Origin of the sequence: Bacillus chungangensis, from assembly GCF_030812995.1 — a bacterium.
GTDB lineage: Bacteria > Bacillota > Bacilli > Bacillales > Bacillaceae_C > Bacillus_CF > Bacillus_CF chungangensis.
The window spans coordinates 345,768-372,084 of sequence record NZ_JAUSTT010000001.1 but is presented as its reverse complement, the minus strand read 5'-3'; the positions used below and the strand labels follow the sequence as shown (position 1 = coordinate 372,084).

25 protein-coding genes and 1 pseudogene are annotated in these 26,317 nt (G+C 37.9%); 19 read left to right on the top strand and 7 right to left on the bottom strand.

From position 1 onward, the window contains the following. Positions 1-183: 183 nt before the first annotated feature. A complete protein-coding gene (locus tag J2S08_RS01950; protein ID WP_307226126.1) occupies positions 184-984 on the bottom strand; it encodes an NAD kinase in 801 nt (266 codons plus the stop codon). A 216-nt stretch (positions 985-1,200) separates the two neighbouring features. Here J2S08_RS01950 and sppA point away from each other — a divergent pair, with 216 nt between their 5' ends. The 10 genes from sppA (at position 1,201) to argH (ending at position 10,993) form a co-directional block, all read left to right on the top strand. Continuing rightward, positions 1,201-2,199: a signal peptide peptidase SppA gene (sppA, locus tag J2S08_RS01945; protein ID WP_307226125.1), complete on the top strand. Its 999-nt coding sequence runs from the start codon at positions 1,201-1,203 to the stop codon at positions 2,197-2,199. 14 nt (positions 2,200-2,213) lie between these two features. Next, positions 2,214-2,810, top strand: coding sequence for an RDD family protein (locus J2S08_RS01940; protein ID WP_307226122.1), 597 nt, complete (start codon positions 2,214-2,216; stop codon positions 2,808-2,810). A gap of 88 nt (positions 2,811-2,898) precedes the next feature. After that, positions 2,899-3,582 carry a DUF2953 domain-containing protein gene (locus J2S08_RS01935; protein ID WP_307226120.1) on the top strand — a complete coding sequence of 228 codons (684 nt, stop codon included), beginning with the start codon at positions 2,899-2,901 and terminating at the stop codon, positions 3,580-3,582. Continuing rightward, on the top strand, positions 3,575-4,033 hold the full coding sequence (gene ytfJ / locus J2S08_RS01930) for a GerW family sporulation protein (RefSeq protein WP_307226117.1): 459 nt from the start codon (positions 3,575-3,577) through the stop codon (positions 4,031-4,033). Before J2S08_RS01935 ends, ytfJ begins: the two co-directional genes overlap by 8 nt. A 160-nt stretch (positions 4,034-4,193) precedes the next feature. Continuing rightward, positions 4,194-5,183: a class I SAM-dependent methyltransferase gene (locus J2S08_RS01925; protein ID WP_307226115.1), complete on the top strand. Its 990-nt coding sequence runs from the start codon at positions 4,194-4,196 to the stop codon at positions 5,181-5,183. Positions 5,184-5,438: 255 nt separating this feature from the next. Then, positions 5,439-6,626 (top strand): acetate kinase, encoded by a 1,188-nt coding sequence (locus J2S08_RS01920; protein ID WP_307226113.1) that lies wholly within the window; start codon positions 5,439-5,441, stop codon positions 6,624-6,626. Between the two features lie 100 nt (positions 6,627-6,726). Next, positions 6,727-7,572 carry an EcsC family protein gene (locus J2S08_RS01915; RefSeq protein ID WP_307226111.1) on the top strand — a complete coding sequence of 282 codons (846 nt, stop codon included), beginning with the start codon at positions 6,727-6,729 and terminating at the stop codon, positions 7,570-7,572. After that, the gene (locus J2S08_RS01910; protein WP_307226109.1) at positions 7,569-8,090 is read left to right on the top strand and encodes a MogA/MoaB family molybdenum cofactor biosynthesis protein; all 522 of its coding nucleotides are present in this window, start codon (positions 7,569-7,571) and stop codon (positions 8,088-8,090) included. The genes J2S08_RS01915 and J2S08_RS01910 overlap by 4 nt, the downstream gene beginning before the upstream one ends. 312 nt (positions 8,091-8,402) lie before the next feature. Beyond that, the gene (locus tag J2S08_RS01905) at positions 8,403-9,611 is read left to right on the top strand and encodes an argininosuccinate synthase (RefSeq protein ID WP_307226107.1); all 1,209 of its coding nucleotides are present in this window, start codon (positions 8,403-8,405) and stop codon (positions 9,609-9,611) included. Then, on the top strand, positions 9,608-10,993 hold the full coding sequence (gene argH, locus J2S08_RS01900; protein WP_307226105.1) for an argininosuccinate lyase: 1,386 nt from the start codon (positions 9,608-9,610) through the stop codon (positions 10,991-10,993). The genes J2S08_RS01905 and argH overlap by 4 nt, the downstream gene beginning before the upstream one ends. Positions 10,994-11,099: 106 nt before the next feature. Here argH and J2S08_RS01895 read toward each other — a convergent pair whose 3' ends face one another. Beyond that, on the bottom strand, positions 11,100-11,552 hold the full coding sequence (locus J2S08_RS01895; RefSeq protein ID WP_307226103.1) for a universal stress protein: 453 nt from the start codon (positions 11,550-11,552) through the stop codon (positions 11,100-11,102). Positions 11,553-12,117: 565 nt separating this feature from the next. Here J2S08_RS01895 and J2S08_RS01890 point away from each other — a divergent pair. Next, positions 12,118-12,261, top strand: a complete 144-nt coding sequence (locus tag J2S08_RS01890) for a hypothetical protein (RefSeq protein ID WP_307226101.1) — start codon at positions 12,118-12,120, stop codon at positions 12,259-12,261. A gap of 236 nt (positions 12,262-12,497) precedes the next feature. Continuing rightward, positions 12,498-13,625, top strand: a complete 1,128-nt coding sequence (ald, locus tag J2S08_RS01885) for an alanine dehydrogenase (protein ID WP_307226099.1) — start codon at positions 12,498-12,500, stop codon at positions 13,623-13,625. A gap of 27 nt (positions 13,626-13,652) precedes the next feature. Here the strand turns inward: ald and J2S08_RS01880 are convergent, their stop codons facing one another. After that, the gene (locus tag J2S08_RS01880) at positions 13,653-14,747 is read right to left on the bottom strand and encodes a M24 family metallopeptidase (RefSeq protein ID WP_307226097.1); all 1,095 of its coding nucleotides are present in this window, start codon (positions 14,745-14,747) and stop codon (positions 13,653-13,655) included. A 242-nt stretch (positions 14,748-14,989) separates the two neighbouring features. Then, positions 14,990-15,124, bottom strand: a complete 135-nt coding sequence (locus J2S08_RS01875) for a hypothetical protein (protein ID WP_307226095.1) — start codon at positions 15,122-15,124, stop codon at positions 14,990-14,992. A gap of 372 nt (positions 15,125-15,496) precedes the next feature. On the opposite strand from J2S08_RS01875, the gene J2S08_RS01870 reads away from it, so the two are divergent. The 3 genes from J2S08_RS01870 to J2S08_RS01860 all read left to right on the top strand — a co-directional run bounded on the left by J2S08_RS01870 (position 15,497) and on the right by J2S08_RS01860 (position 18,128). After that, on the top strand, positions 15,497-16,177 hold the full coding sequence (locus J2S08_RS01870; RefSeq protein WP_307226093.1) for a metal-dependent hydrolase: 681 nt from the start codon (positions 15,497-15,499) through the stop codon (positions 16,175-16,177). Positions 16,178-16,314: 137 nt separating this feature from the next. Beyond that, positions 16,315-16,551: a hypothetical protein gene (locus J2S08_RS01865; RefSeq protein WP_307226091.1), complete on the top strand. Its 237-nt coding sequence runs from the start codon at positions 16,315-16,317 to the stop codon at positions 16,549-16,551. 260 nt (positions 16,552-16,811) lie between these two features. After that, entirely contained in the window at positions 16,812-18,128 is a 1,317-nt protein-coding gene (locus tag J2S08_RS01860) for a CBS domain-containing protein (protein WP_307226089.1), read from the top strand. Between the two features lie 171 nt (positions 18,129-18,299). Here J2S08_RS01860 and J2S08_RS01855 read toward each other — a convergent pair whose 3' ends face one another. Beyond that, the gene (locus J2S08_RS01855; RefSeq protein ID WP_307226088.1) at positions 18,300-18,611 is read right to left on the bottom strand and encodes a YtpI family protein; all 312 of its coding nucleotides are present in this window, start codon (positions 18,609-18,611) and stop codon (positions 18,300-18,302) included. Positions 18,612-18,783: 172 nt separating this feature from the next. Here J2S08_RS01855 and J2S08_RS01850 point away from each other — a divergent pair, with 172 nt between their 5' ends. Further along, entirely contained in the window at positions 18,784-19,716 is a 933-nt protein-coding gene (locus J2S08_RS01850; protein ID WP_307226086.1) for a DHH family phosphoesterase, read from the top strand. A 40-nt stretch (positions 19,717-19,756) separates the two neighbouring features. Here the strand turns inward: J2S08_RS01850 and ytrI are convergent, their stop codons facing one another. Further along, on the bottom strand, positions 19,757-20,263 hold the full coding sequence (gene ytrI / locus J2S08_RS01845) for a sporulation membrane protein YtrI (protein WP_307226084.1): 507 nt from the start codon (positions 20,261-20,263) through the stop codon (positions 19,757-19,759). Then, entirely contained in the window at positions 20,260-20,592 is a 333-nt protein-coding gene (locus J2S08_RS01840) for a YtrH family sporulation protein (protein ID WP_307226082.1), read from the bottom strand. Before J2S08_RS01840 ends, ytrI begins: the two co-directional genes overlap by 4 nt. Positions 20,593-20,977: 385 nt before the next feature. On the opposite strand from J2S08_RS01840, the pseudogene J2S08_RS01835 reads away from it, so the two are divergent. The 3 genes and pseudogenes from J2S08_RS01835 to J2S08_RS01825 all read left to right on the top strand — a co-directional run. Beyond that, positions 20,978-21,102, top strand: a pseudogene (locus J2S08_RS01835) (transposase); the annotation flags it as partial. A gap of 332 nt (positions 21,103-21,434) precedes the next feature. Further along, positions 21,435-24,788: a DNA polymerase III subunit alpha gene (gene dnaE, locus J2S08_RS01830; protein WP_307226080.1), complete on the top strand. Its 3,354-nt coding sequence runs from the start codon at positions 21,435-21,437 to the stop codon at positions 24,786-24,788. A 248-nt stretch (positions 24,789-25,036) separates the two neighbouring features. Continuing rightward, positions 25,037-26,272 (top strand): NAD(P)-dependent malic enzyme, encoded by a 1,236-nt coding sequence (locus J2S08_RS01825; RefSeq protein WP_307226078.1) that lies wholly within the window; start codon positions 25,037-25,039, stop codon positions 26,270-26,272. Positions 26,273-26,317 lie beyond the last annotated feature (45 nt).

Below are 26,317 nucleotides of genomic sequence, written 5' to 3'. Positions count from 1 at the left end.
TCATAACAAGTAACACATGGGTAAGCCGTATGCCTTAGTAGGGCACGTACGGTTTGATGAGGGAGTAACCTCGAAAGAGGTTACTCTACTCTATGTATAAAATGTCAGCGTTATCATAAAATGAATCGTATTAGGGATAAATAAGCTTCTGTTTCATTACAAGGCCTTGAATAATTCATAAGGTTATAAAAAGGATCGCTTCACTTTATGCCAAAATGAATTGTTTTTCAGTTTTATTGTTTTAATCACTTCACCACTTAGCTGTACTTCCACTTTTTTTACATGCTGGATGCTTAATGCTTCATTATCCATCGCCATCGTTGGATAGTCATTACCATCTTGTATCACATGAAAAATAAGCTTTCTGTCCCCACTAAGGATAAAGGAAGAATCTAAAGTTCGAAATTGGTTATTATTTAAGGAAGCAATTTCACTTACTTGCAAACAAGGCAACAACGGGTCAACGACTGCACCTTTAACAGATTTGTTATAGGCAGTACTGCCAGTTGGTGTAGCGATAAGCATACCATCACCACAAAAAGTTTCAAAATGCAAATCATCGATGTAGACGTCCAATGCAAAAGTTTTTATAATCCCGGAGCGAATGCTGAACTCATTCAAACAATAAAAAGTACCTTCTCCGTCTACATTCACTTTTATCGTAGGGTATTTTCTAACTTTTATATGTTTATCTGTCATGGCAGCAATCATTTCTGAAATTTCATCAATATGGAAATCACAATACATGCCAAGATTTTCTTTCGTTGCAAGCCCTACATAAAGGCAGTCGTTGCGAAAACCAGTTTTTCTTACTGATTGTAAAAATGTTCCATCTCCACCGATACTAATAATAATATTTGCTTCTTGATGGTTTTCTACAATGTTAAATCCATTTTTTTCTGCTAACTCTGATAACTCAGTCGCTTTTTTTGTTAATTCAGGAACTTGACGATAAAAAAGATATACATGTTGACGATCTGCCATCATTTTTCTCCTTTCTATTCCATCTTATTTTTAGAATGGCCAACAATTTGCTATGATGGAGAGGTGTTAATAATACTCCTATTTTTCAGTTGTTTTGCAGGAGTATGTCTTCTTGATGATTGGATGTTACATTGATAGTCTATCACTTATTGAAACTTTTTAATAAATGAAATCGTAATATTTTATGAATTGATTAGAAAAGGGAGGTCTTTACTCTTGAACAGTAAGAGATGGTGGGCAATTTTAATTGCAGGAACCATATTTATTTTTTCCGTTATCATCAATTTTGCATCGATGGCATTTAGTACTAACTTCTCTAAACTATGGGGAGATGCGTTTGAGGAATGGAGTGAAAAAACAATTGAAGAAGGAAGCGTAACGAAAAAAATCGCCATCATTGACTTAGATGGTGTTATTCAAGACAACGGGGATGTCACTTCAATCTGGAGTAGCGGCGGCTATAACCATAAACTTTTTATGGAGCAGCTTAATCATGCGAAAGATGATAACGCGACAAAAGCGATTATTTTACGTGTCAACACTCCTGGGGGCGGCGTAGTGGAATCGGCAGAAATCCATCGGAAAATCGTGCAAATACAAGAAGAAACGAAAAAACCTGTCTATGTTTCGATGGGTGGTATAGCGGCATCTGGCGGCTATTATGTTTCCGCACCAGCCGATAAAATTTTTGCCAGCCCAGAAACGATGACTGGTTCGCTCGGCGTCATTATGCAAGGAACCAATTATGGAGAATTAGCGAAGAAACTTGGAGTTGATTTCGTCACTATAAAAAGTGGAGAATATAAAGATATTATGAGTCAAACGCGAGAAATGACAGAAGCAGAAAGAAATATTATGAAATCAATGCTTGATAATTCATTTAATGGATTTGTCAAAGTGATTGCTGAAGGAAGAAACATGCCAGAAGAAAGAGTACGGGAAATAGCAGATGGGCGTATCTACGATGGACGTCAAGCAAAGGAACTGGATCTTATTGATGACTTTGGCTACTTAGAGGAAGTCATTGAAGCGATCCGTGCGGATTATTCATTAGATGGTGCTTCCGTTGTCAGGTATGGGGCATATAGTGGTTTTCCTTCCTTATTTGGAACAGCGATGCAAAAAATAACTGGGAAGGAAGGGGAAATGTTTGGTGCGTTTAAAATGCTGACACAGCCTAATTCCCCAAGGTTGATGTATTTATATGCGGAATGATAGGAGGGAATCACATGGATAATGATCAGCAAGCACAGCCTATAAGTGATAATAATGAAGAACATTTAGTCACAAAGGAACAAGAAGATCTAAGAGTAAGCGATAAGGAAGCTGTTTTTAACAAAACTGATAGGCATGAAAAGGAAAAATATGTATCAGTGGCTGGTTTTTGGATGCGTTTTTGGGCATATCTAATTGATTTGTTAATGATTGGAAGTGTGATGCGTTTACTTATCAATCCAGTTTTTCGCATATTCGATATTCCATTAGGAGATACTGCCTTCTTTTCGACAATTACAATTACACATGCGGTCGTCTTTTATCTTTATTTTGTGCTAATGACAAAACTGATGGGGCAAACAGTTGGTAAAATGATCTTTGGCCTTAAAGTTGTTTCCATAAAAGAGGAGAAATTGACATGGGGAACGGTTATTTTCCGGGAGTTGTTTGGAAGATATATATCGTCCACATTTTTTAATCTTTTATATATCGTTGTTGCTTTCGTTCCGAAAAAGCAAGGCATCCATGACTTGTTGGCAGATACAACTGTGATTCATGAACGATCTAGTCAACAGATTGCTTTAAAACGACAAATGCAGCCTGCAACTTAACATTTTTAAAACTGAACCTGCTAAAGATAGCAGGTTTAGTTTTTTTATTTTTCGCCGATAATGGCTAATTGAAAGGTTGTGGGCAAAAATGACAACAATTGTCATCATTTTCTTGATCATCCTCTTTATCTTTATTCTTCTTATATTTACTAACATTTCAATTACTATTGACTTCGCCCATTTACAAGACGATGATCGCTTTCAGCTAAAAATAAGGGCGTTGCGCGGCTTGGTTCGGTATAACTATGAGGTCCCTGTAATAAAAATAGACAAAGAAGATTTTGCAATCGTATACGAGGAACGCAGTAAAGGAGTACGAAACTCACAACAGGTAAAAAAATGGACATGGCCGGATATTCGCCAACGAATAGCAGAGACGAAAAAGTTTTTGGAAAATATTGTTCATCTCTCCATGATCATTAAAAAGTTTTTAAAAACAGTGAAGGTGCAGCACTTCGAATGGCATTCAAAAATTGGATTAAAAGAGGCAGATAAGACAGCGCAACTAATCGGTATTTGCTGGGCAGCCAAGGGGCTGACGATAGCCATGATAAGCCGTTATATGAAATTGATGATTCGTCCCGATGTTTCTTTAATTCCATCTTTCCAGCATCCTGTTACGCAGACCCGTTTTTTATGTATGTTTGAAGTTAGAGCAGGGAATGCTATTCTTGCAGGATTTAAAATACTGAAATATTGGAAAGGTTTCCGACTAGCAACCGTTAGCGATACGAAAAGAGACGAGAAAATAGGGAGGAATCAACATGTCTGAACATCCAATCAAAGGTCTGATGTCAACAGCAATGGAAAACATAAAAGAAATGATTGATGTCAATACGATTATTGGCGATCCAGTCGAAACGCCTGATGGAAGTGTTATTTTAACTGTTTCCAGAGTGGGATTTGGTTTTGCTGCGGGCGGAAGTGAGTTTTCAATTGATGGTAAGGAACAGAAAAAACAAAATGGTCAAGCGCAAACGCAGTCGAATGGGAAATTGGAAAATCCGTTTGGCGGTGGAAGCGGCGGCGGTGTATCTATTACGCCAATTGCATTTTTAATTGTAAATAACAGCGGCGTAAAAATGCTTCATTTAGATCAAAATACGCACCTTTTAGAAAAAATAATGGACATGGCTCCTGGAGTTGTCGACAAACTTCAAGAAATAATAAAAAAGAACGCAACAAATGGCGAGACATGTGCCAAAAACGATCTTAATTTATAAAAAAATCTAATGAAGTCCGTTTCTTATAACGGGCTTTTTTTTGTTGTTGTAGATTCAATCAGAAAAGGATAATTCCTTGTTCCCTTTTAAAAACCAAGCTACAATAAAGTTATACGAAATGGATTGTAAGGAAATGATAGAGAATATAGAGGTGTAATATATGCAGCAAACCCCAGTTGAAACGTTATTTTATATGTTAGATGAAACTGCAGCAATGATACAAGAATCAATAAATTGTTCATTTTTAGAAGCGCTTGTAGAAACTGGCGAAAATCTTTTTCAGGAAACGATCCTTCAGGATGAACTGAGTGAATGGACAAAGAAACGACTGCAAAAAAAATATGAAACTGCAGCGCTTGGTAAGTTTACAAGTGAGCAGATTAGACAAGCATGGCAGCTTGCGTTGATTAAAGGAATGAAAGAGACAGTCCAAGCAAATCATCAAATGACCCCTGACTCTATTGGAATGATCATTAGTTATTTAGTAGAAAAGTTTCTGCAAAACACGAAGCAATTTACGATACTTGATCCTGCGGTCGGAACTGGCAACCTGCTTATGACATTGATGCATCAGTTCCATCACAGCAATATTCAAGCTTATGGTGTTGACGTAGATGATGTGCTAATCAAGCTTGCCTATACAGGGGCAAATTTGCAAAAAAAAGAAGTCACCTTATTTTGCCAAGACTCACTTGCATTATTAATGATTGATCCTGTCGATGTCATCGTTTGTGATCTTCCAATCGGCTACTATCCAAACCAAATAAATGCAGCTACATATCAACTTAATAGGGAGAGCGGACAGGCATTTGCCCATCATTTATTAATTGAGCAAAGTATAAAGCATACGAAGCCTGGCGGATATTTGTTTTTTCTTATCCCTAACAATCTTTTTCATGAGGATGAGAGTAAGAAGCTCCATGATTTTTTAAAGCAAGAAGTTTATATTCAAGGCATTATGCAGCTGCCAAAAGCTTTGTTTAAAAACGAAGCTTCAGGCAAAAGCATTTTCATCATACAAAAAAAACAGCAGGGGTTAAAGCCTCCAAAGCAAGTATTATTAGCTGATTTGCCGAAGCTTTCGAATAAAGAAGCAATGATGCGAATTTTTGCACAAGTCGATGTTTGGCTTCAGGAAAATAAAAGTTGAAAAATGTTCGTAAAATGCTACTTGATATCTGATCTATTCAATGTTTAAATGGAGACTGGAAGAAGCAAAGTTTTTCTAACTAGTGTATGTGCGAAAGATTGGGGAAATAAAACCTATCATCCATATGGAAAAACTAGCTGACTTTCAAAACTAAAATAAGAGTGCCGCTGTGAAAACAGAGACTTTTTGAACACATATGTTGAATTGTCTAAGAAAGAAAACATCAATAGTTGAAAGGATGACACTAAAAACATCATGTCAAACATTCTCGCAATTAATGCAGGTAGTTCATCTTTAAAGTTTCAATTTATTAAAATGCCTGAAGAGGAAATCATTACGAAAGGAAACATTGAGCGAATAGGTTTAAATGATTCGATCGTAACGATAGTAGTAGATGGCATGAAACATACGCAAACAACAGTTATTGAGAATCATGAAGCAGCGGTGCAGATCTTGTTTGATACATTAACGAATATGGGTATCATTAAAGATTTAAAAGAAATTCATGGGATTGGACATCGCATCGTTCATGGAGGCGAAACTTTTTCTCACTCAGTTCTTATTGATGACAAAGTGTTAGCAGATATCGAAAAGCTTACAGATTTGGCACCGCTACATAATCCAGCTAATATAACTGGAGTCAAAGCCTTTAAGAGGCTGCTTCCTAATGTACCAGCAGTTGCTGTTTTTGATACTGCATTTCATCAAACAATGCCGGAAAGCTCATATTTATATAGCTTGCCATACCATTATTATAAAGACTATGGAATCCGAAAATATGGATTTCATGGCACATCACATAAATATGTCTCTATGCGTGCAGCGGAAATGCTCGAACGTCCATTAGAGCATTTGCGCTTAATATCCTGCCATCTTGGAAATGGCGCTAGTATAGCGGCCATCGAAGGTGGGAAATCAATCGATACATCGATGGGATTTACTCCATTAGCGGGTGTAACGATGGGTACGCGTTCTGGTAATATTGATCCTGCATTAATTCCTTTTATTATGGAGAAAACGAATAAAACCGCGGATGAGGTCCTGGAAGTGCTTAACAAAAAATCCGGTATGCTTGGTGTTTCAGGATTATCAAGTGATTTGCGTGATATTGAAACCGAAGCTGCCAAAGGAAATGAACGTGCTGAATTAGCGCTTGAAGTATTTGCAAGTCGCATTCATAAATATATAGGCTCTTATGCAGCGAGAATGAAAGGATTAGATGGAATCATCTTTACTGCAGGAATAGGAGAAAACAGTTCAGCTATTCGTTCTCGTGTCTTAAAAGGCCTTGAATTTATGGGGATATATTGGGATCCTATCTTAAATGAAAAATGTGGCGAAGAGGTATTTATTCATTATCCTCATTCACCTGTAAAGGTAATGGTTATTCCGACAAATGAAGAAGTAATGATTGCACGAGACGTAATGGAATTGATAAGCTAAAGGCATAAAGAAAAAAAGCAAAACCGACGATACAATCAAAAGGTTTTGCTTTTTTTTGCACCTAGATAATGCAAAAAATATTAATAGAGGAGGGTTAACAATGAAATGGACTGAACAGGATGAAAGATTTTGGAATGAGCTTCTTAAATGGGAGCAAACATTGAAAGAGTTCAAAGAAGGAAGTATTGACCACACTTCTTATTCAAGATGGATTCAGCAATCGTTTGCACTTTTGCCCCAAGAAGTACAGGATCGTTTTCTTGCTACATGCAACAGTACCATTTTTTATATGCATTCTTTTTTGCAGAGCAGCAGTTTTCAATTAGAGGCTAGAGAACAAATTATACAGTCAGGGAGAATATTTGATCATACAATAACAAACCTGACCGATATGAAGCACTTATCACTTGATCAGTTGCATTATCTTTGTGATCAGCATGCTTCTAAGCATCGGTTGTACGCTTTTATCCAAGGTGGGATAACGGGAACTGGCAAGCCACTCGCGATTCTCTCTGATTCACTAGTTTTAGCAGTCATCCAAATGCGAGTCATTCAATTAATTGCAATGACTTATGGATATGATGTTCAAAAACCGTCTGAAATGATGGCATCCTTAAAACTATTTCGTCTTAGCACACTTCCCAAACGCTTCCTTTATGATGGATGGCAAGAACTATTAGCAGACACTGAGCGAGAAACACAAATCTATTTTTATGAAGGAAATGAAGCATTCATACAGCCAATATATGTAGAGGAAATATTAAAACAATTAGGTAAACTATGCCTCATTCTAAGTATTAAACAAAAAAAATCAACCTCGCTGCCACTTATTTCGATGACGATTGGCAGTATGATAAATTTCCGTATGACGAAAAGGGTTACTGATTTAGCTGCAAAGTATTATCAATTTCGATATTTATTAGATAAAAAAGGAGGAGAATCATGAGTGTTTATGAGCATAAAAATGCAGCGCCGCAAATAGTTGGCTGTGCTGTATTTACGATAAGCGATACAAGAACCGATTATACTGATACTAGTGGAAAATTAATAAAAGAGCTTCTAAAAGAAGCTGGCCATCAAGTTGTACGTTACGAAATAGTGTCTGATACAAAAACAGAAATTCTCCGTGAAATTGAGGGTGTCATTGACGAAGAGAATGTAAGCGTTATTCTTTTGAACGGCGGAACTGGAGTTGCCGCAAGAGATGTGACGATTGAAACAGTACAGCCACTTTTTGAAAAAGAAATCGTAGGTTTTGGCGAATTATTTCGAATGATTAGTTATCAGGAGGATATCGGCTCAGCAGCGATGCTTTCCAGAGCAGCAGCAGGTACATATAAGCAAAAAGTTATTTTTGCTATGCCAGGATCAACGGGAGCAGTACGGCTAGCAATGAATCGATTGATATTGCCTGAATTAGGACATGTCATGAGAGAAATCCAAAAAGATTTTATACAATTTTAAGAATAAGTATTGAAATATGATCCATTCCTTGATATCCTTTAAACAATCTATTTTGATTAAAAATAAATAATTTTGTATAACTATTCATTTAGGTGTGTGTACACAATGATGAATGATACGTTCAAAAGGATAATTTTAAGGAATACACTGAAGTGAGCAGAAATGCATAATCGATGCATTCTGAAAATAATATGTTTTACAAAATGCATACGCTTCTTCCATCTTCCCTACAAGGACTGTTTTTCCTAGACTTTTGAACAATCTTTCATCGCGTGTTCGACAACCTTTTAAAAAGAGAGGGAGAACAAAGGGATGACTAAAAAGAAAGTAGTTCTAGCTTATTCTGGCGGATTAGATACTTCTGTTGCCGTTCAATGGTTAAAGGATCAAGGATATGATGTGATTGCATGCTGCCTTGATGTCGGTGAAGGGAAAGACTTAGACTTCATTCAAGCAAAAGCGATGCAAGTAGGAGCTGTTAAAAGCTATGTGATTGATGCAAAAGAGGAATTTGCACAACATTTTGCACTAACAGCACTTCAAGCACATGCAATGTATGAAGGGAAATATCCGTTAGTTTCAGCATTATCAAGACCATTAATTTCTAAAAAATTAGTAGAGGTTGCTAAACAAGAAAATGCGGATGCTGTCGCTCATGGATGTACAGGAAAAGGGAACGATCAAGTTCGATTTGAAGTTGCGATTAAAGCATTAAATCCAAATTTAGAAGTCCTTGCACCTGTACGTGAATGGAGCTGGTCGCGTGAAGAAGAGATTGCTTATGCGAAGGAAAAAGGCATTCCGATTCCAATTAATTTAGATAGTCCTTTTTCCATTGACCAAAATTTATGGGGAAGAAGCAATGAATGTGGTATTTTAGAAGACCCATGGGCTACACCGCCCGCTGATGCATATGATTTAACAACGGCCCTGGAAGAAACGCCGGATACACCGGAAATCATCGAAATTGATTTTGAAAAAGGGGTTCCAGTTCGTGTTAATGGTGTTTCATATGCATTGAGCGACTTAATCTTACATCTTAATGACATTGCAGGAAAGCATGGCATCGGCAGAATTGATCATGTCGAAAATAGACTTGTCGGCATTAAGTCTCGTGAAGTATATGAATGCCCAGGTGCAATTACACTTATAACAGCACATAAAGAATTAGAAGATATCACATTAGTAAAGGAATTAGCACACTTTAAACCAGTCATAGAAAAGAAATTGACGGAGCTTATTTATGACGGTCTATGGTTCTCACCATTACAACAAGCTTTATCTGCTTTTCTGAAAGAAACGCAGCAATTTGTGAATGGAACAGTCCGTGTCAAGTTATTTAAAGGCCATGCTATAGTAGAAGGCAGAAAGTCGCCGCATTCTTTGTACAATGAAAAACTTGCAACCTATACAGCAGATGATGAATTTGATCAATCAGCAGCAGTCGGATTTATTAAACTTTGGGGCTTGCCAACGGAGGTCCATAGTATGGTGCATAAAAAAGAAGAGGTAAAGCAATGAAAAAGTTATGGGGTGGCCGCTTTTCAAAAACACCAGCACAGTGGATCGAAGAATTTGGCGCTTCGATTACATTTGATCAAGCACTAGTCTTGGAGGATATTGAAGGAAGCTTAGCTCATGTGAACATGCTGGGCAGCTGCGGCATTATTTCACAAGAAGAAAGCAAGACAATTTCTGATGGACTGAAGCGTTTGCAGGAAAAAGCAGTCAATGGAAAGCTTGTCTTTTCAGTTTCAGAAGAGGATATTCATTTAAATTTAGAAAAAATGCTGCTCGATGATATCGGACCTGTTGCAGGGAAGTTGCATACAGGAAGAAGCCGCAATGATCAAGTTGCCACTGATATGCATCTCTACTTAAAAAAATGTGTGATCACAATGATTGAGCTTCTCAAGGAAATGCAAACTTCTCTTATTGAGCAAGCTGAGCAGCATATCGAGACAGCGATTCCGGGCTATACACACTTGCAGAGAGCGCAGCCTGTCTCATTTGCTCATCATTTACTCGCTTATTTTTGGATGCTGGAGCGGGATAAAGAGCGTTTTCAGGAGAGCTTAAAAAGAATTGATCTTTCTCCATTAGGAGCGAGTGCTTTAGCGGGAACGACCTTTCCAATTGATCGTGCTTATACAGCAAAATTACTTGGTTTTTCTCAAATATATGAGAATAGTATGGATGCTGTTAGCGACCGTGACTATATTGTTGAGTTTTTAAGCAATGCTTCGTTGACGATGACACATCTTTCTAGATTAGCGGAAGAAATCATTTTATGGTCTAGCCAGGAATTTCAATTTATTGAATTGGATGACACATATGCTACTGGAAGCAGCATTATGCCACAAAAGAAAAATCCTGATATGGCAGAATTAATTCGGGGAAAAACGGGGCGTGTTTATGGTCATTTAATGTCCTTATTAACGGTCTTAAAAGGACTGCCGCTTTCCTACAACAAAGACATGCAAGAAGATAAAGAAGGCATGTTTGATACTGTTGAAACGTTAAGTGGATCATTGAAAATTTTTGCTGGGATGATTAAAACAATGACGGTAAGAAAAGATGTCATGGAGCAAGCTGTTCATCGCGATTTTTCTAATGCGACAGAGCTTGCTGATTACTTGGCAAACAAAGGGATGCCATTTCGCCAGGCTCATGAAATTGTCGGTAAACTTGTTTTTACCTGTATTCAAAAAGGCTGCTATTTGCAAGATTTAACTTTGGAAGAGCTGCAGGATGGTGCTGCACAAATCGAAGGAGATGTTTTTGAGATTTTATCTCCACACAGAGCGATTAAAAGAAGAAATTCCTATGGAGGCACAGGCTTTCAACAGGTGGAAAAACAACTGGAAAAGGCGAAACAGTCATTAAGCAAAGCGATGTCTTAAACGGAACATTTTGTTCCGTTTTTCTAATAGGCTGAATTCCATCAGACACCACTTTTTTGAAAAAAAGAAAGAAGAGCTCTGCTTTTGGCTGGCTCTTCTTTCTCTTTTATTCATCTTCTTTTTGTGTTCTCACGACTAAAACATCACATGGTGCTGAACGTGTAATATGTTCAGATACACTTCCAATTAAAAGACGTTCCACTGCATTAAGGCCGGTGGCCCCGCAAATAATGAGATCAGCCTTTATATTTTTTGACACATCTTTAGCGATCGTCACCTTTGGTGAACCGTATTCTACAATAGACGTTACTTTTTTAACACCAGATTGTTCTGCTTTTAGTTTATATCTTTCTAATAGCTCTTTTGCATATTTTTCTGCTCTTTCTGCCATCGTGCCATCATAGGCATCAATAGCGGCAAATGAACGAGTATCAATGACATGTACGAGTGATAATTGCGCTTGATTTCGCTTAGAAATCTCAATGGCTTTTTTAAAAGCCCATTCTGCTTCTTTAGAGCCATCGACAGCTACAAGAATGTTATTGTAAGTTAATGTCATCCTTTTCGTCTCCTCCCATGTTATGTTGCCTTTTAAGGCGATTTCTCTGTAAAAAGCAATAAGTTAAGATGGATAATTTCTTTTTATGTGTGTTCAAAAAATAAGCGCGAAGATAATGAAAGATCAAAATAGAAAACGCTTAAAAAACTGAAAAATTTAAGTGTATGTAAGTTTGTATATAACGGAAATAACAATGAATGAGAAATCATCTTACCCATTCGAACATCCGAACTGACATACAGCATTTTTTTTGAACACAACTTTTATCCTATCTTTATTTTACAACATTTGGGACAGTATAGCAGTAAATAAATTTCGAACAATAATAAAGTGAAACTTCCATGAGTGGGGGTTTTCTCTCACCTCCATACAAAGGATCTCAAGCTAAAAGCGCGACGTCCTGTCGCAACGCTTGAGTGACCAACATCCTGTTGGCCCGAACCAATCGGACATTTGACTGGCAGTTATCCCCCACCTAGGCTTCTTCGATTCCCTCTTACTCTTGAAGTGGGGGTCTTACTGCCAGTTAGATGTGGGATAAAAAGTAGTGAAGGAGTTGATAAAAGTGGGAAAAAAAACAGACAAAGAAATCATTACCGATGATCCTGAAGGAATAAACGACATTCATCAGATGATTACAGAAGCATATGAAAGCGGGCAAATAGATGAAAATAAGCCATTAACTAGAGAGAAGCAAGAGGAGTCTTAGGAGAAGTTAAAAGGGAAAAATACAAGGCTGAGAGGGAGAGAGGAGTTGTTCTCTCCCTCAAAAATTAATAGGAATATTACTTTTTATTTGATAAAATATAATTACTTTAGCTTATAGAAGTGGGTTCAGCCCCCTGCTTCTATAAGCGGGAGTGATTTTGTAATGAGCACATATCGGCAACTTCAAAAAACTCCTATATTTGCTCATTACTCATTTTAAATTAGGAGGATAATAAAATGCTGATCGGTGTGCCTAAAGAGAAAATAAACAATGAAAATCGAGTGGCAATGACTCCAGCAGGTGTTGTAACGTTAACAGGTGCAGGACACAAGGTGCTTATAGAGGCTGGTGCAGGAGCAGGCTCAGGCTTTACAGATGAGGAATATAGACGAGCAGGAGCTGAAATCGTTGCAGATGCTAGTGATGCTTGGACAGTAGATATGGTCTTAAAAGTAAAAGAGCCGCTCGAAGAAGAATACAAGTATTTCCGAGAAGAACTGATCCTCTTCACTTACTTGCATCTCGCTGCAGAACCTGAATTAGCAAAAGTACTGCTTGAGAAAAAAATGATCAGTCTTGGCTATGAAACAGTTCAGCTTCCAAATGGTGCATTGCCATTATTGACGCCAATGAGTGAAGTTGCCGGGAAAATGGCAACGCAGCTTGGCGCTCAGTATCTTTCAAAAACAAATGGCGGAAAGGGAATTCTTCTGTCAGCGGTGCCGGGTGTACATCGCGGAAAAGTAACAATTATTGGTGGAGGGATGGCTGGTGCGAATGCCGCCAAAGTAGCGGTCGGACTTGGTGCTCAAGTGACTGTTATTGATGTGAATCCTGATCGCTTACGACAGTTGGAGGATATTTTCGGAAATGAAGTAACGACTTTAATGTCCAACCACTATAATATTGCACAAGCTGTACAAGAAGCAGACCTTGTTGTTGGTGCAGTCCTCATTCCAGGAGCAAGGGCACCGAAGCTAGTGACAAAAGAAATGGTGCAATCAATGAAGCCTGGATCTGTTATTATTGACATTGCGATTGACCAAGGCGGTATCTTTGAAACGACTGATCGAGTGACGACGCACGATGATCCTACATATGAGAAGTACGGTGTCGTGCATTATGCAGTCGCTAATATGCCAGGGGCTGTACCGCAAACATCTACGATGGCATTGACGAATGTGACAGTGCCATATGCACTTCAAATAGCCGATAAAGGCTATCAAAAAGCGTGTTTAGAAAATGAAGCCTTATTAAAAGGAATGAATACATTAAATGGCTACATTACGCATAAAGCTGTAGCTGAAGCGCTGCAGCTCGAATATCGGGAAGCAAAAACGGTTCTCAGTGAAATAAAATCATAGTAAAGCCGGGCTTTAAGCCCGGTTATATTACGAGATAAATTGAAGTGTTTTTGGAAACCTATTTAATATTTCGCCCCCTGCTTTCGTTACGTAAATATCATCTTCGATTCTAACACCTGCTACTTCAGGTACATAAATGCCAGGTTCAATAGTAAAGACCATTCCTTCTTGCATTTCTAATTCGTTTTCTTCTGTGATCGAAGGATATTCGTGAACACTTATGCCGAGGCCATGACCGAGGCGATGAGTGAAATAGCTGCCATATCCAGCATCTGTAATGATGCGTCTGGCGGTTAAATCTAGTTCTTTTGCCATGATGCCTGGTCGAACGGCATTCACAGCAGCTTCCTGTGCTTGCAAGACTGTTTCATAGATGCGCTGCTGTTCCGCGTTTATATCTCCAAATGCAACTGTACGGGTTATATCAGAGCAATAGCCTTTATACAAAACTCCCAAGTCAAAAAGGACAAAATTTCCCTTTTGTATCGACGTTAATCCAGGTACTCCATGTGGAGATGCTGCGTTCTTTCCAGCTAAAACCGTTGTAGCGAACGACATGCTCGCTCCTTTTTTCTTTACTTCATATTCGATTGCCGCCACAATGTCAAGTTCTGTTTTTCCTTCAGCAATTTCATTGACACCGACTTCCATAGCAAAATCGGCAAGTTCACAAGCAATTCTTATTTCTTTCATTTCGTGTGCATCTTTGATCATACGAAGCTTACGAAGTTTTTCTTCCGCTGTATAAAAGCGGCTTTTTCCATATCTCGCTAAAAATTCTTCATATCTTTCTACGTTTAAGTGTTCTTTTTCGATTGCCCAAGCGTTGATTTCACTTGTACGTTTTTCAACACTTTGTTGTACAAGCTCCCAAGGATGATCAATATCAGAATAGCCAATGATTTCATATTTCCATCCAGATTTTTTTGCATCTTCTACTTCCATTGCAGGGCAAATAAGAAACGGTTCTGCATCTTGAAAAACAGCTAAACCGAGCAAACGTTCATGGGGATCGCTATGGAACCCGCTTAAATAAAAAACATTTTCTGTTGACGTAATAAAAGTAGCGGAAATATCTTCGTCCCGCATCCATTGTACTAGTTGTTTTAACCTTCTATTCATTTTTCGCCTTCCCTTCCTACTAGGATATGATGAATACCTTGTTCATGATAAAGCGCTACAATAATTGTCCTGTATCCTGGTTCACTGGACAAATGATAAACTGAGCGTAACAGGAAACATTTTACTTGTAAACTAGAAATGTAAAGAGTTTTTTTCATACAAAAGTTGATTTTAAAAACAAGTTTTCAAGCTTATAAGAGAATACCTTAATAAGGGAGTGTCACTTTACTATGTTTATGTGATCATTGCTCTTTTAATAAATGTCGAAATTCATCTGTTTCTATCACTGCCATTTCATTCGTTTTATTTGCAAGATAAGAGATTTTATATTTAAGATTATTTATTATAACTCTTTCGAAAAATTTGGTCTTATTCATTCTAATACCTCTTTTATTTTTTCTGATGAAAGTAATATATCATAAAATAAATATGCATATATGATTGTACTGTTTTTATATCCTACCATAATCTTCAGAAAATAAAAAAATCCACAAAAAAATTAAAAAAATAGCAAATAACTTAACATTCTTGAATAACGTTTTTTAGAACATATACTTTTTGTTAAAATGAGGGAAGATGGGGGATGTCTCGTGTTTGATGCTTGACTGTTATGAAAGAAGCTGATTTCATAGTAGATGAAACATGCTTTCATCCGATCTGTGCTTTTTTATGATATCAAGTTTATTGCTGGCAATTGTTTTCAACATGTTACGATTAAAAAAATGGAAAAACAGAGGGAGTGGTTTTTGATGAACATATCTTATCATGGACATTCTGTTGTAAAAGTAGAGACAAATGGGAAAGTTATTTTATTCGATCCTTTTATTAATGGAAATCCGTTAACAGATTTGAAAGTTGAGGAAGAGCACCCAGATGTGATTATTTTGACCCATGGCCACGGTGATCATGTTGGCGATACGGTTGAAATTGCGAAACAAAGTGGAGCGCTCGTTATTGCCAATAATGAAATAGCGAATTATTTAAGCTGGCAAGGTGTTGATACGCATGCAATGCATATTGGTGGTGCATACGATTTTGATTTCGGGAGAGTAAAGTTAACACCTGCTTTTCATGGCTCTGCAATGATAACAGAAGAAAAGGAAATTATTTATTTAGGGATGCCGACGGGCGTGTTGCTGACAGCAGAAGGAAAGACGATCTACCATGCAGGAGATACTGGACTGTTTTCCGATATGAAATTAATTGGTGAACGCCATCCTATAGATATTGCTTTCCTCCCAATTGGCGATAATTTTACAATGGGACCAGAGGATGCGGCTCTGGCTGCAGAATTTTTACAAGCAAAGATTGTTGTGCCGATCCATTACAATACATTTCCACCAATCAAGCAAGATCCACATCGGTTTTTGCATTTGTTAAAACAAGGAAATGGGAAGATAATGAAAGCAGGAGATGTCCTAACCTATTAATAACTGATGTATCATTTTAAGAAATGAAAAAGAAAATATCGCATAACATATAGTAATGGACTTGTCGTTGGGGAGCAGAAAAGCATGTATGATGATGCTTTTCACCTGATAAAATATGAATGGGATGGAGGGATTGAATGAAGCATCGTTATTTACTTTGTATCCTGTTGACAATTGCTTTGCTTATGTATGCGATTCCACAATTTTCACTACAGGCACAAGGGTTGGAAAGGTATTTTATCTTTTCATGGCTTTGTTTCGCATTTCTTGTTTTAGCTGGAAATCTTGCAGCCTTTCTTTTCACGCCAAAAAAAGGAGATTACAGCGATTACAATCGAAAGCTTGCAGAAAAGAAACATGGCAGGTCATATTAGAGGATCCGATAATTCATCCACGCAATGGGGAAAACATCCCCCACCCCCTTGTGTGGAATATGGTGATGTCAATTTAGTGAACAAATCCTGTCAATAAATCCCTCTTGATTCAATGCATATTTACCCGATACATATAAATGTATTTGCACCGACCTTTAAAAGCGAAGAGAAAGGGCGATTGTTTTATCACTGAAAATTGAATGAATGAGCTTTTCCCTATATAATCATAAGAAGTACGGAAATGGAAAAGGGTGAAAAGCTTGACGACTAAGCACGAACAAATTATTCAACATATTAATACACTTCCAGTTGGAGAAAAAATCTCTGTTCGACAAATTGCAAAAGACCTTAAAGTAAGTGAAGGCACTGCTTATAGAGCAATTAAAGATGCAGAGCTAAAAGGCTATGTCAGTACGATAGAGCGAGTAGGAACCATTCGTATAGAGCAAAAGAAAAAAGAAAATATAGAGCGGCTGACCTTTGCTGAAGTAACAAATATTGTTGATGGACAAGTCTTGGGAGGCAAGACAGGCTTACATAAAACATTAACAAAATTTGTGATCGGTGCAATGAAATTAGAAGCGATGATGCGCTACACCGGCGCAGGCAACCTCTTAATTGTTGGAAACCGGGTTAATGCACATGAGCTGGCATTACGTGCTGGTGCTGCTGTTCTGATTACTGGAGGCTTTGATACGGAAGAAAGAGTAAAGAAGCTTGCAGATGAATTGGAGCTTCCGATTATTTCGACAAGCTATGACACCTTTACAGTTGCAGCAATGATTAATCGTGCAATTTACGACCAGCTCATAAAAAAAGAAATCGTCTTAGTAGAAGATATATTAACTCCTGTAGAGGAAACTGCTTTTCTCTATGCAACTGACAAAGTAGAGGCGTGGTTTGAAAAAAAACGCGAAACACAGCATAGCCGCTTTCCTGTTGTCGATGCTAATATGAAGGTGCAAGGAATGGTGACAGCAAAGGATGTGATGGATCAAAAATTACATCTTTCGCTAGAAAAAGTCATGACAAAAAATCCTCTTACGGTTGTCCGACAAACAAGTGTTGCTTCAGCAGCCCACATGATGATTTGGGAAGGCATTGAAGTACTGCCAGTGATCAATGATTATCAACAATTACAAGGAATTATCAGCAGACAGGATGTCTTAAAAGCGATGCAAATGATTCAGCGTCAACCACAAATGGGGGAGACGATTGATGATATTATTGCATCTCAACTCACGTCAGCTGGCCAAAAGGCTGGACCTGAAAACATTTATCGCTTTGAAGTTACGCCGCAAATGACGAATCAGCTTGGAACAATTTCTTATGGGGTATTTTCAACGCTTGTCTATGAAGCGACGAACCGGGTACTGCGACAACAAAGAAAAAGCGATATTGTGATTGAAAATATGACAATCTATTTTATTAAGCCTGTCCAGATGGAAAGTATCATCGAGATACAACCAACAGTACTGGAAGCTGGACGAAAATTCGGAAAAGTCGATGTAGAATTATATCAGGAGAGTGTCCTTGTTGGCAAAGCCTTATTAATGTGTCAGTTAATTGATAAGTAATGCCAATAAAATGATGGCGGTACGGTTATTTACTGTTATAATCTGTATTTCAGAAGTCTAATATAGCATCAGCGTTCATGTTATGCTGTATCTGTTTAGTAACTTTTGACTATAGGCAATCCTCTGCTTCCCCAAAGACAAGTGCAGTGGGGAAGCTTGAAGATAGCAAGTTTAATTTTGATTTTTGCCAGCTTCAAATTCTTCGATCGCATACGGCAAAAAGAAGCGGTAGTGGCGAAATCCATCATAAATGCTTATAGCACCAACGATAATAAATAAGCCTGCGATGATATAAGACACGATTTTGTCGTTGATGAATAACGTATTGATTCCAAAAAACATAACAAAGAATCCAAGCATCATGCGTGATTTTCCTCCTACATACTTCTTCGTCATCGGAAGTTTGCTGCGCACATGTTTAATTTTATAATAGATATAAAACATGAATGATACAATAATAAAAATAACGATCAACTTTTGCAATGCCTATCCCCCATTTTTACAATAACATAAATGAACTATCTATCTTCCAAATAGCAAGCAGTAAAAAATTTCATATCGATCTGCATAGGAAGTTTCACTTTATTTTAACGTTTATCGGCTCATATTGCACCTTAACTGCTTCTGTAACAATACTTATTGAAAGGAGTTTAAAATGACAAATGAACTTTTAAATCTCATTTTGCAATACGATACGATCATTGTCCATCGTCATGTTCGTCCTGATCCAGATGCTTATGGATCTCAAGGAGGCTTAGTTGAAATCATAAAAGCATCCTTTCCAGAAAAAAAAGTATATGCAGTAGGAAAAGATGAACCAACTTTGCAATTTTTACGTACGCTGGATGTTATCGCAGATGAAACCTATCAAGGAGCTCTAGTCATCGTCTGTGATACCGCAAATCGAGAACGGATTTGCGATGAACGCTATCATTTGGGAGAAAAGCTTGTGAAAATTGACCATCATCCAAACGAAGATCCTTATGGAGATTTACTATGGGTCGACACAAACGCTTCCTCTGCTAGTGAAATAATCTATAGATTCTATTTAGAAGGGAAAAAACAGGGACTAAAAATGACTGCTGAAGCAGCTCGGCTTATTTATGCAGGGATTGTTGGAGATACAGGAAGGTTTTTATTTCCAAACAGCTCTTCTAAAACATTGCAATATGCAAGTGAACTCATTTGCTACGATTTCGATCGCAACGAACTGCATGATAAGCTGTATGAAATGGATGAAAAAGTCTTTAAACTGCAAGGTTATGTACTTCAGCATTTTCAAGTTCATAAGGGAGAAATCGCTTCAATTGCATTAAGTAAAGCACTGCTTAAGCGGTTTGATGTACTTCCTTCAGAAGCATCGTTATTGGTCAATTCATTAAGGGATATCAAAGGAATTAAAGTTTGGTGTTTTTTTATCGAAGAATCCGATCAAATTCGGGTAAGACTCCGTTCAAAAGGACCGGTAATTAATGGGGTCGCAAAGAAGTATCAAGGCGGCGGGCATCCACTTGCAGCCGGTGCATCGATATATGAATGGGATGAAGCTGCTAAAGTTTTAGCAGACCTTGAACAAGTAATCACTTAATTGGTGTCTTTAATCAGGTGAAGAAATTTCTTCACCTGATTCACTCTGCAAGCTTTAATTCTAGGATGGCCGTGATGGTTGTATAGAAGTACATTTCTTTAATTTGCAGACGATACCTGCGATCGTTAATACGCAGCGTTTTATTTTCAATGATTTTTTTGATCAGTTCACGATTTTTATAAATGGAGGCAAGATCCTTTGCAAGCAGCATATGGAGATCTTCTTTTATCGCTTCTTGCGCCTCAAAGATACTTTGAGTTTCATGAATTTGATATTTTTTATTATGGACTATTTTTATATGAAGCTTTTGTACTGTTAATATTTCTTGGTTTTTTTTGTTTAATTCCTTGTAATCCTCTTGCCAAATGGAGAGGGTTTTTTTCATTTCAGCGATTTTATTTTGTTGTTCTTCTATTGTACGTGTTTGTTTCTCTTGAATGGTACCAAACATGAAAAGAAATAGAAGCCAGCTCATACAGACACCTAGAACAATGCCTGCCAGCAACAACTGTAAATATCGATAGCGGCTTAATAATGGAACTCTCATACAATATGCTCCTGTGTCAACCAAGAAATAATTAATGCCCCGGTTTTTGCTCCTCCCATTGCAGCGAGCAAAAATAGAAATTGCTTAAATAAATCTTTTGTTTCACCCTGTAAAAATCCTTTTTCAAAGCTGTAAAGTGTATCAAATGTACCGCCAATAGCAGCAACAATTGCCCAAATTCTTAGCTTTGATGCAAATCGAGAAATTTCAGTCAGCACCGGTTCACCAGTTAGAAAAGCGGAAAGCCCGCCAATAATGGAGCCGCCAAGCATCACCCCAACAGCGATAAAAAAACTATTTAAAAAGGAGGGGAAAAAAGTCTCATTCATTATAGAACCATCTCCACATCAAAGTTTGGCTTCTTTTATTACAATATGGGACAACAATAGAAAATATGAAAAAACATAAAAATGTTAAAAGTAGGCCTATGAAACATGTTTTTAAGTATGTAGCCGCCTAGATTGTTAGATATAGATTAGCTTTTGTCCATTTTCCTGAATTTAGGTCGGCAACATAAAAAGGCCAAAAGTTCGACTTTTGAGAGAGTAGAGGGAACGTATTTTCTTTTTTAACTGGATTTCCGAAAAGAATTCTCCTACTTCTAAATGTGAAGGGTGTAGCCCAATGAAAGTGGGAGATGAATTTTCGGTTGGCGTAAGCCAAAATATTGTTCTATAATCAGTCTATACACTATAGAAGGTGATAGCACTATAATTAGATAGTAACAAACACTCAGTTTTTCTCTTTCATTACCATCTGTATTGGTAGTAAAACATCGTAGACAAGTGTTTGATGAAGAAATATCAAACTACGCAAAAGATATGTTTGTAAGAATAGGATAATCCTATAACATTACACTTCTCTATGGGCAGGGACTGCCCTTATAGCTTGGTAAATATAGGTAGCTAACAAAAGTATCTAGTTCTCAAGAAGCTCCCACTTCAATCAGACCCTAGGTCGATAAGTGGTGAGTAGTTCACAATAGAAGCACTATAATAGGAATAGGAAGTTGGTGCATCCTATTTAATAGTACGATGTTGTAAAGATCTTCTTGTTATGGATGAACAGGGCGTACTGTTAAAGTAACATCATTTGTGAGTCACTTAAGGAATGCACCATGGATTTAAGTCCTAATGGAACGACTTTAGTATGTAAAAAGGTGTGGATTCACTTGTCATTTATTCACCTGCAGGTTGCAACGGGGTACAGCTTATTATCGAGCACGATCTCGATTGCAAAATTAGTGGAGCAAGCAAAACAGAATCAGTTTAAGGCACTGGCTATTACAGATCACAATGTCATGTATGGAGTAATTCCATTTTATCAGGAATGTCTAAAACAAGGAGTCAAGCCCATTATCGGAATGACCGCTGATATCTTGAGTGATATTCAGCCAGAAAAAGCATTTCCACTTATTTTGCTGGCGAAAAATAACAAAGGATACCATAATTTGGTGAAGCTCTCTAGTATTCTTCAAACTAAGTCTCCTAAAGGCATTTCTTTAAAATGGCTAAAAGGTTATCAAGAAGGACTTTATGGGATAACACCAGGTGTTGAAGGTGAGATTGAACAGTTTTTATTGAAAAATAATGAAGAAGCTGCAATGAACACTGCTCGTGCATACCGTGATGCACTGGAGGATGATGCTTTTTTCTTTTCTTATCAAATGCATGGACAAAAAGCAGAAGAAATGCTTTTGCCGCGCTTGAAAAAACTTGGTGCTTCTCTTCATATAAAGGCAGTAGTAACAAATGATGTTCGATACTTGCATAAAAACGATGCCTTCTCATATGAATGTTTGCTTGCTATTCGAGATGGGAGTAAACTTTCTGGCCAAGAATCACTTTCTGAAGAAAAGCAAACATATTATTTGAAATCAACTGGAGAAATGCATGAAATGTTTTCTGCTGAAGTGGATGCATTGGAGAATACTTATATAGTTGCTAGTCATTGTCATGTAACCATTCCAATGAATGAACAGCATTTACCAAAATATCCTCTGCCAAAGGGTGTTTCAGCTGTTGAAAAGCTCGTGCAATTGAGTGAGCAAGGATTAGAGGAACGAGTCCCTCAAGCTTCCCCTATTTATCGTGAAAGACTTGCTTTTGAACTAGAAATTATTCAACAAATGCATTTTCAAGATTACTTTCTCATTGTTTGGGATTTTATGAAATATGCAAGAGAAAAAAGAATGCTGACTGGACCTGGAAGAGGATCGGCAGCGGGCTCTTTGGTGGCCTATGTTCTTCGAATTACAGACATTGATCCAATTGAACACCGATTATTATTTGAACGCTTCTTAAATCCAGAACGAATCTCAATGCCAGATATTGATATTGATTTTCCAGACCATCGTCGTGACGAAGTCATAGCGTATGTGGCGAAGAAATATGGTGCTATGCACGTTGCTCAAATTGTCACCTTTGGAACGTTGGCTGCTAAAGCGGTCATTCGGGATGTAGCAAGAGCATTTAGTTTCAGTCCAAAGGAGATCGATCAGCTTTCTAAGTTGATCCCAGCTCGCATAGGGATGACGCTTCAAGCAGCGTATAAAGAATCCTCTCGCTTGCGGGAATTTGTAGAATCGTCTACTGTGCACCGCAAGCTTTTTGAAACAGCTAAGCGGTTAGAGGGATTACCGCGTCATACTTCTATACACGCAGCTGGTGTTGTGTTAAGTGAAAAACCGCTCGTTGAACTGATCCCTATTCAAGAGGGACACGTAGCAAACTACTTAACGCAATATCCAATGGAAGTGTTAGAGGAACTAGGACTCTTAAAAATGGATTTTCTAGGTTTGAGAAACTTAACAATCTTGGAACAGATTTTAGAGTCGCTTCGCCGAAAAGGGAAACAAATAGATATTAAGAACATTCCGCTAGATGATAACAAAGTTTTTTCCTTGTTACGAAAAGGAGAGACAACAGGCATTTTTCAGCTTGAATCAGATGGGATGAGAAAGGTGCTAAGGTCACTTCAGCCGACTGAATTTGAAGATATTGTTGCTGTGAATGCCTTATATCGGCCAGGTCCAATGGATAACATATCTCTTTATATTGATCGCAAGCATGGTCGAAAGCCGATTCATTATCCGCACCCGGCTTTAAAGGAAATACTGGATGTAACGTATGGTGTCATTGTTTATCAAGAGCAAATTATGCAAATTGCAGCAACAATAGCCGGCTTTTCTCTCGGGCAAGCAGATTTGCTACGCAGGGCAGTAAGCAAGAAGAAAAAAGCGGTATTGGACAAAGAACGCGGCCGCTTTGTTCAAGGGAGTATCGCGAATGGATTTGACGAAAAAACGGCTCATGCATTATATGACTTAATCGTACGTTTTGCTGACTATGGCTTTAATCGCAGTCATGCTGTAGCATATAGCCTTATTGCTTATCAACTTGCTTATTTAAAAGTACATTATCCACTTTATTTTATGGCATCTCTATTAACTTCTGCAATTGGCCATGAAAAAAAGATTGTACAATATATTGGATTGGCACGACAAATGGGAATTGATATTTTACCGCCTTGTATTAATAGAAGCAGCTATCCATTCGTCGTTGAAAATAGCAGCATCCGCTATAGTCTTGCTGGTGTGAAAGGAGTAGGAGCTGCGGTGCTCAAAGATGTCCTTTCTGAACGGAGAAAAAAGCCTTATCACGATTTATTTGATTTCTGCATCCGTGTCCCGGCAAAATCACGTTCTAGAAAAACGTTGGAGTCACTCGTCTATTCTGGTGCTTTTGATCTTTTTGGCAAAGATCGGGCAGTATTGCTGGCGAGCTTGGACATCGCAATGGAACATGCTGCTCTTATCCGGCCTACTGAGGATGATGATTTATTTTCAGAAGGGGACTTTTTTGAGCTAAAGCCAAAATATGTTGAAGTTGAACCAATGACGATGATTGAAGTGCTGGCGCATGAACAGCGGGTTTTAGGCGCTTATTTAACAGACCATCCTGTAACGCCATTTGCATCTCTTTTTCATACTGCTGGGACAACAGAGATTATGCACCTGAAAGAATTTCAACAAAATGTCTCCCTCGGTGTATATATCCATGAAACAAAGAGTATTAGAACAAAAAAAGGCGAAGTGATGTGTTTTATGAAAATAAGCGATGCTACAGGAGAATTAGATTGCGTGCTGTTTCCAGCTGTTTATCATCGTTTCCTTCCTTATTGTCAAGAAGGCAGTGTTGTTTTAGTAAAAGGAAAGACAGAAAATAGAAATGGCAAGTTGCAGCTGATTGTCGGCATGATGGAATCATTAGAAATGTTAGAGGAAAAATTAGCAAAAAAGCAGACATTATTTTTAAAAATTACTAAAGATCATTCATCTTATGAATTGCTTGGCAAAGTTCAACAAGTGATTCAGCGTTGTAAAGGGGATATACCTGTTATCTTATATTATGAAGATAAGCAGCAGACGCTGCAGTTAAAACAAGAGTATTGGGTGCATCCAAATGAAAAATGTCTCGCTGAATTAAGCGGGATATTAGGAGTGGAAAATGTTATTTTGAAATGAAGCAGAATTTTTAGTACACATAAAAGCAGAAAGTGTAGTATGATTATCTCCATAAAAATATACAATATTTTGATAAGTGCTCTTCGCCTTTATCATTGGAGACAGGCACTTAATAGTCAAAAAGCTGAGATTCAATAGTCTTTACTTGCAAAGCTGATATGTTATATTGTTAAGATAGACTATGTAGTCTGACAACTGTCGAGAAAATGTGTAGGACAAGTTTTGTGAATCTAAGGGAGTGAATATCATTGACTTTACGGGAAGAGGCTTTACACATGCATCGAGTCAATAGAGGAAAATTAGAATCTAAATCAAAGGTGGAAGTTAAAAATGCAAAGGATTTAAGCCTTGCTTACTCACCTGGGGTAGCCGAGCCTTGTAAAATGATTTACGATAAGCCAGAAACTGTGTATGAATATACAATGAAAGGGAACATGGTTGCTGTTGTGTCCGATGGAACAGCCGTTTTAGGGCTTGGAAATATTGGGCCAGAAGCAGCGTTGCCTGTCATGGAAGGAAAGGCAGTTCTCTTTAAAAGTTTTGCTGGAGTAGATGCATTCCCTATTTGCTTAAATACGACAGATATGGAAACAATTATAGAAACCGTCAAAGTATTAGAACCGACATTTGGTGGAGTTAATTTAGAAGATATTGCAGCGCCAAATTGCTTCTTTATTGAAGAAAGATTAAAAAAAGAAGTAAATATACCAGTTTTTCATGATGATCAACACGGAACTGCTATTGTAACTGTTGCCGGACTCGTAAACGCATTAAAATTAACCGGTAGAAAAATGTCTGAAATCAAAGTAGTGGCTAATGGTGCAGGAGCAGCAGGGATTGCAATTATTCGCCTGCTTCATCATTATGGAGTTAGAGATATTGTTATGTGCGATTCAAAAGGTGCTATCTATGAAGGACGTCCAGCAGGGATGAATAAGATAAAAGCGACTGTTGCGAAATATACGAACCGCGATAAAATCCAAGGTAGCCTTGAAGACGTTATAAAGGGTGCGGATGTATTTATTGGTGTTTCTGTTGCGGGTGCTTTAACATCTGAGATGGTTGCTTCGATGAATCAGGATCCAATTATTTTTGCAATGGCAAATCCTAATCCAGAGATTATGCCGGAACTAGCAATAGAAGCTGGAGCAAAAGTTGTTGGTACAGGACGTTCTGATTATCCAAATCAAGTCAATAATGTTTTAGCATTCCCTGGGATTTTCAGAGGTGCGCTTGATGTCAGAGCTACACATATTAATGAAAAAATGAAACAAGCAGCCGTAGAAGCAATCGCTGATCTAATAACAGAAGAGGAACTAGCATCAGATTATGTAATCCCGCGTCCATTTGATCCACGAGTAGCACCAGCAGTTGCAGCAGCTGTAGCGAAGACGGCAATGGAAACAGGGGTAGCTCGTTTGAAAATAAATCCAGAGGACGTTCGCAAGCGGACAGAGGAATTAGCAGTGATTGGTAAAGAGTAAAGAACATTTCGCTGATTTTCATTTGCTTCGTTTGTTTGAATAACA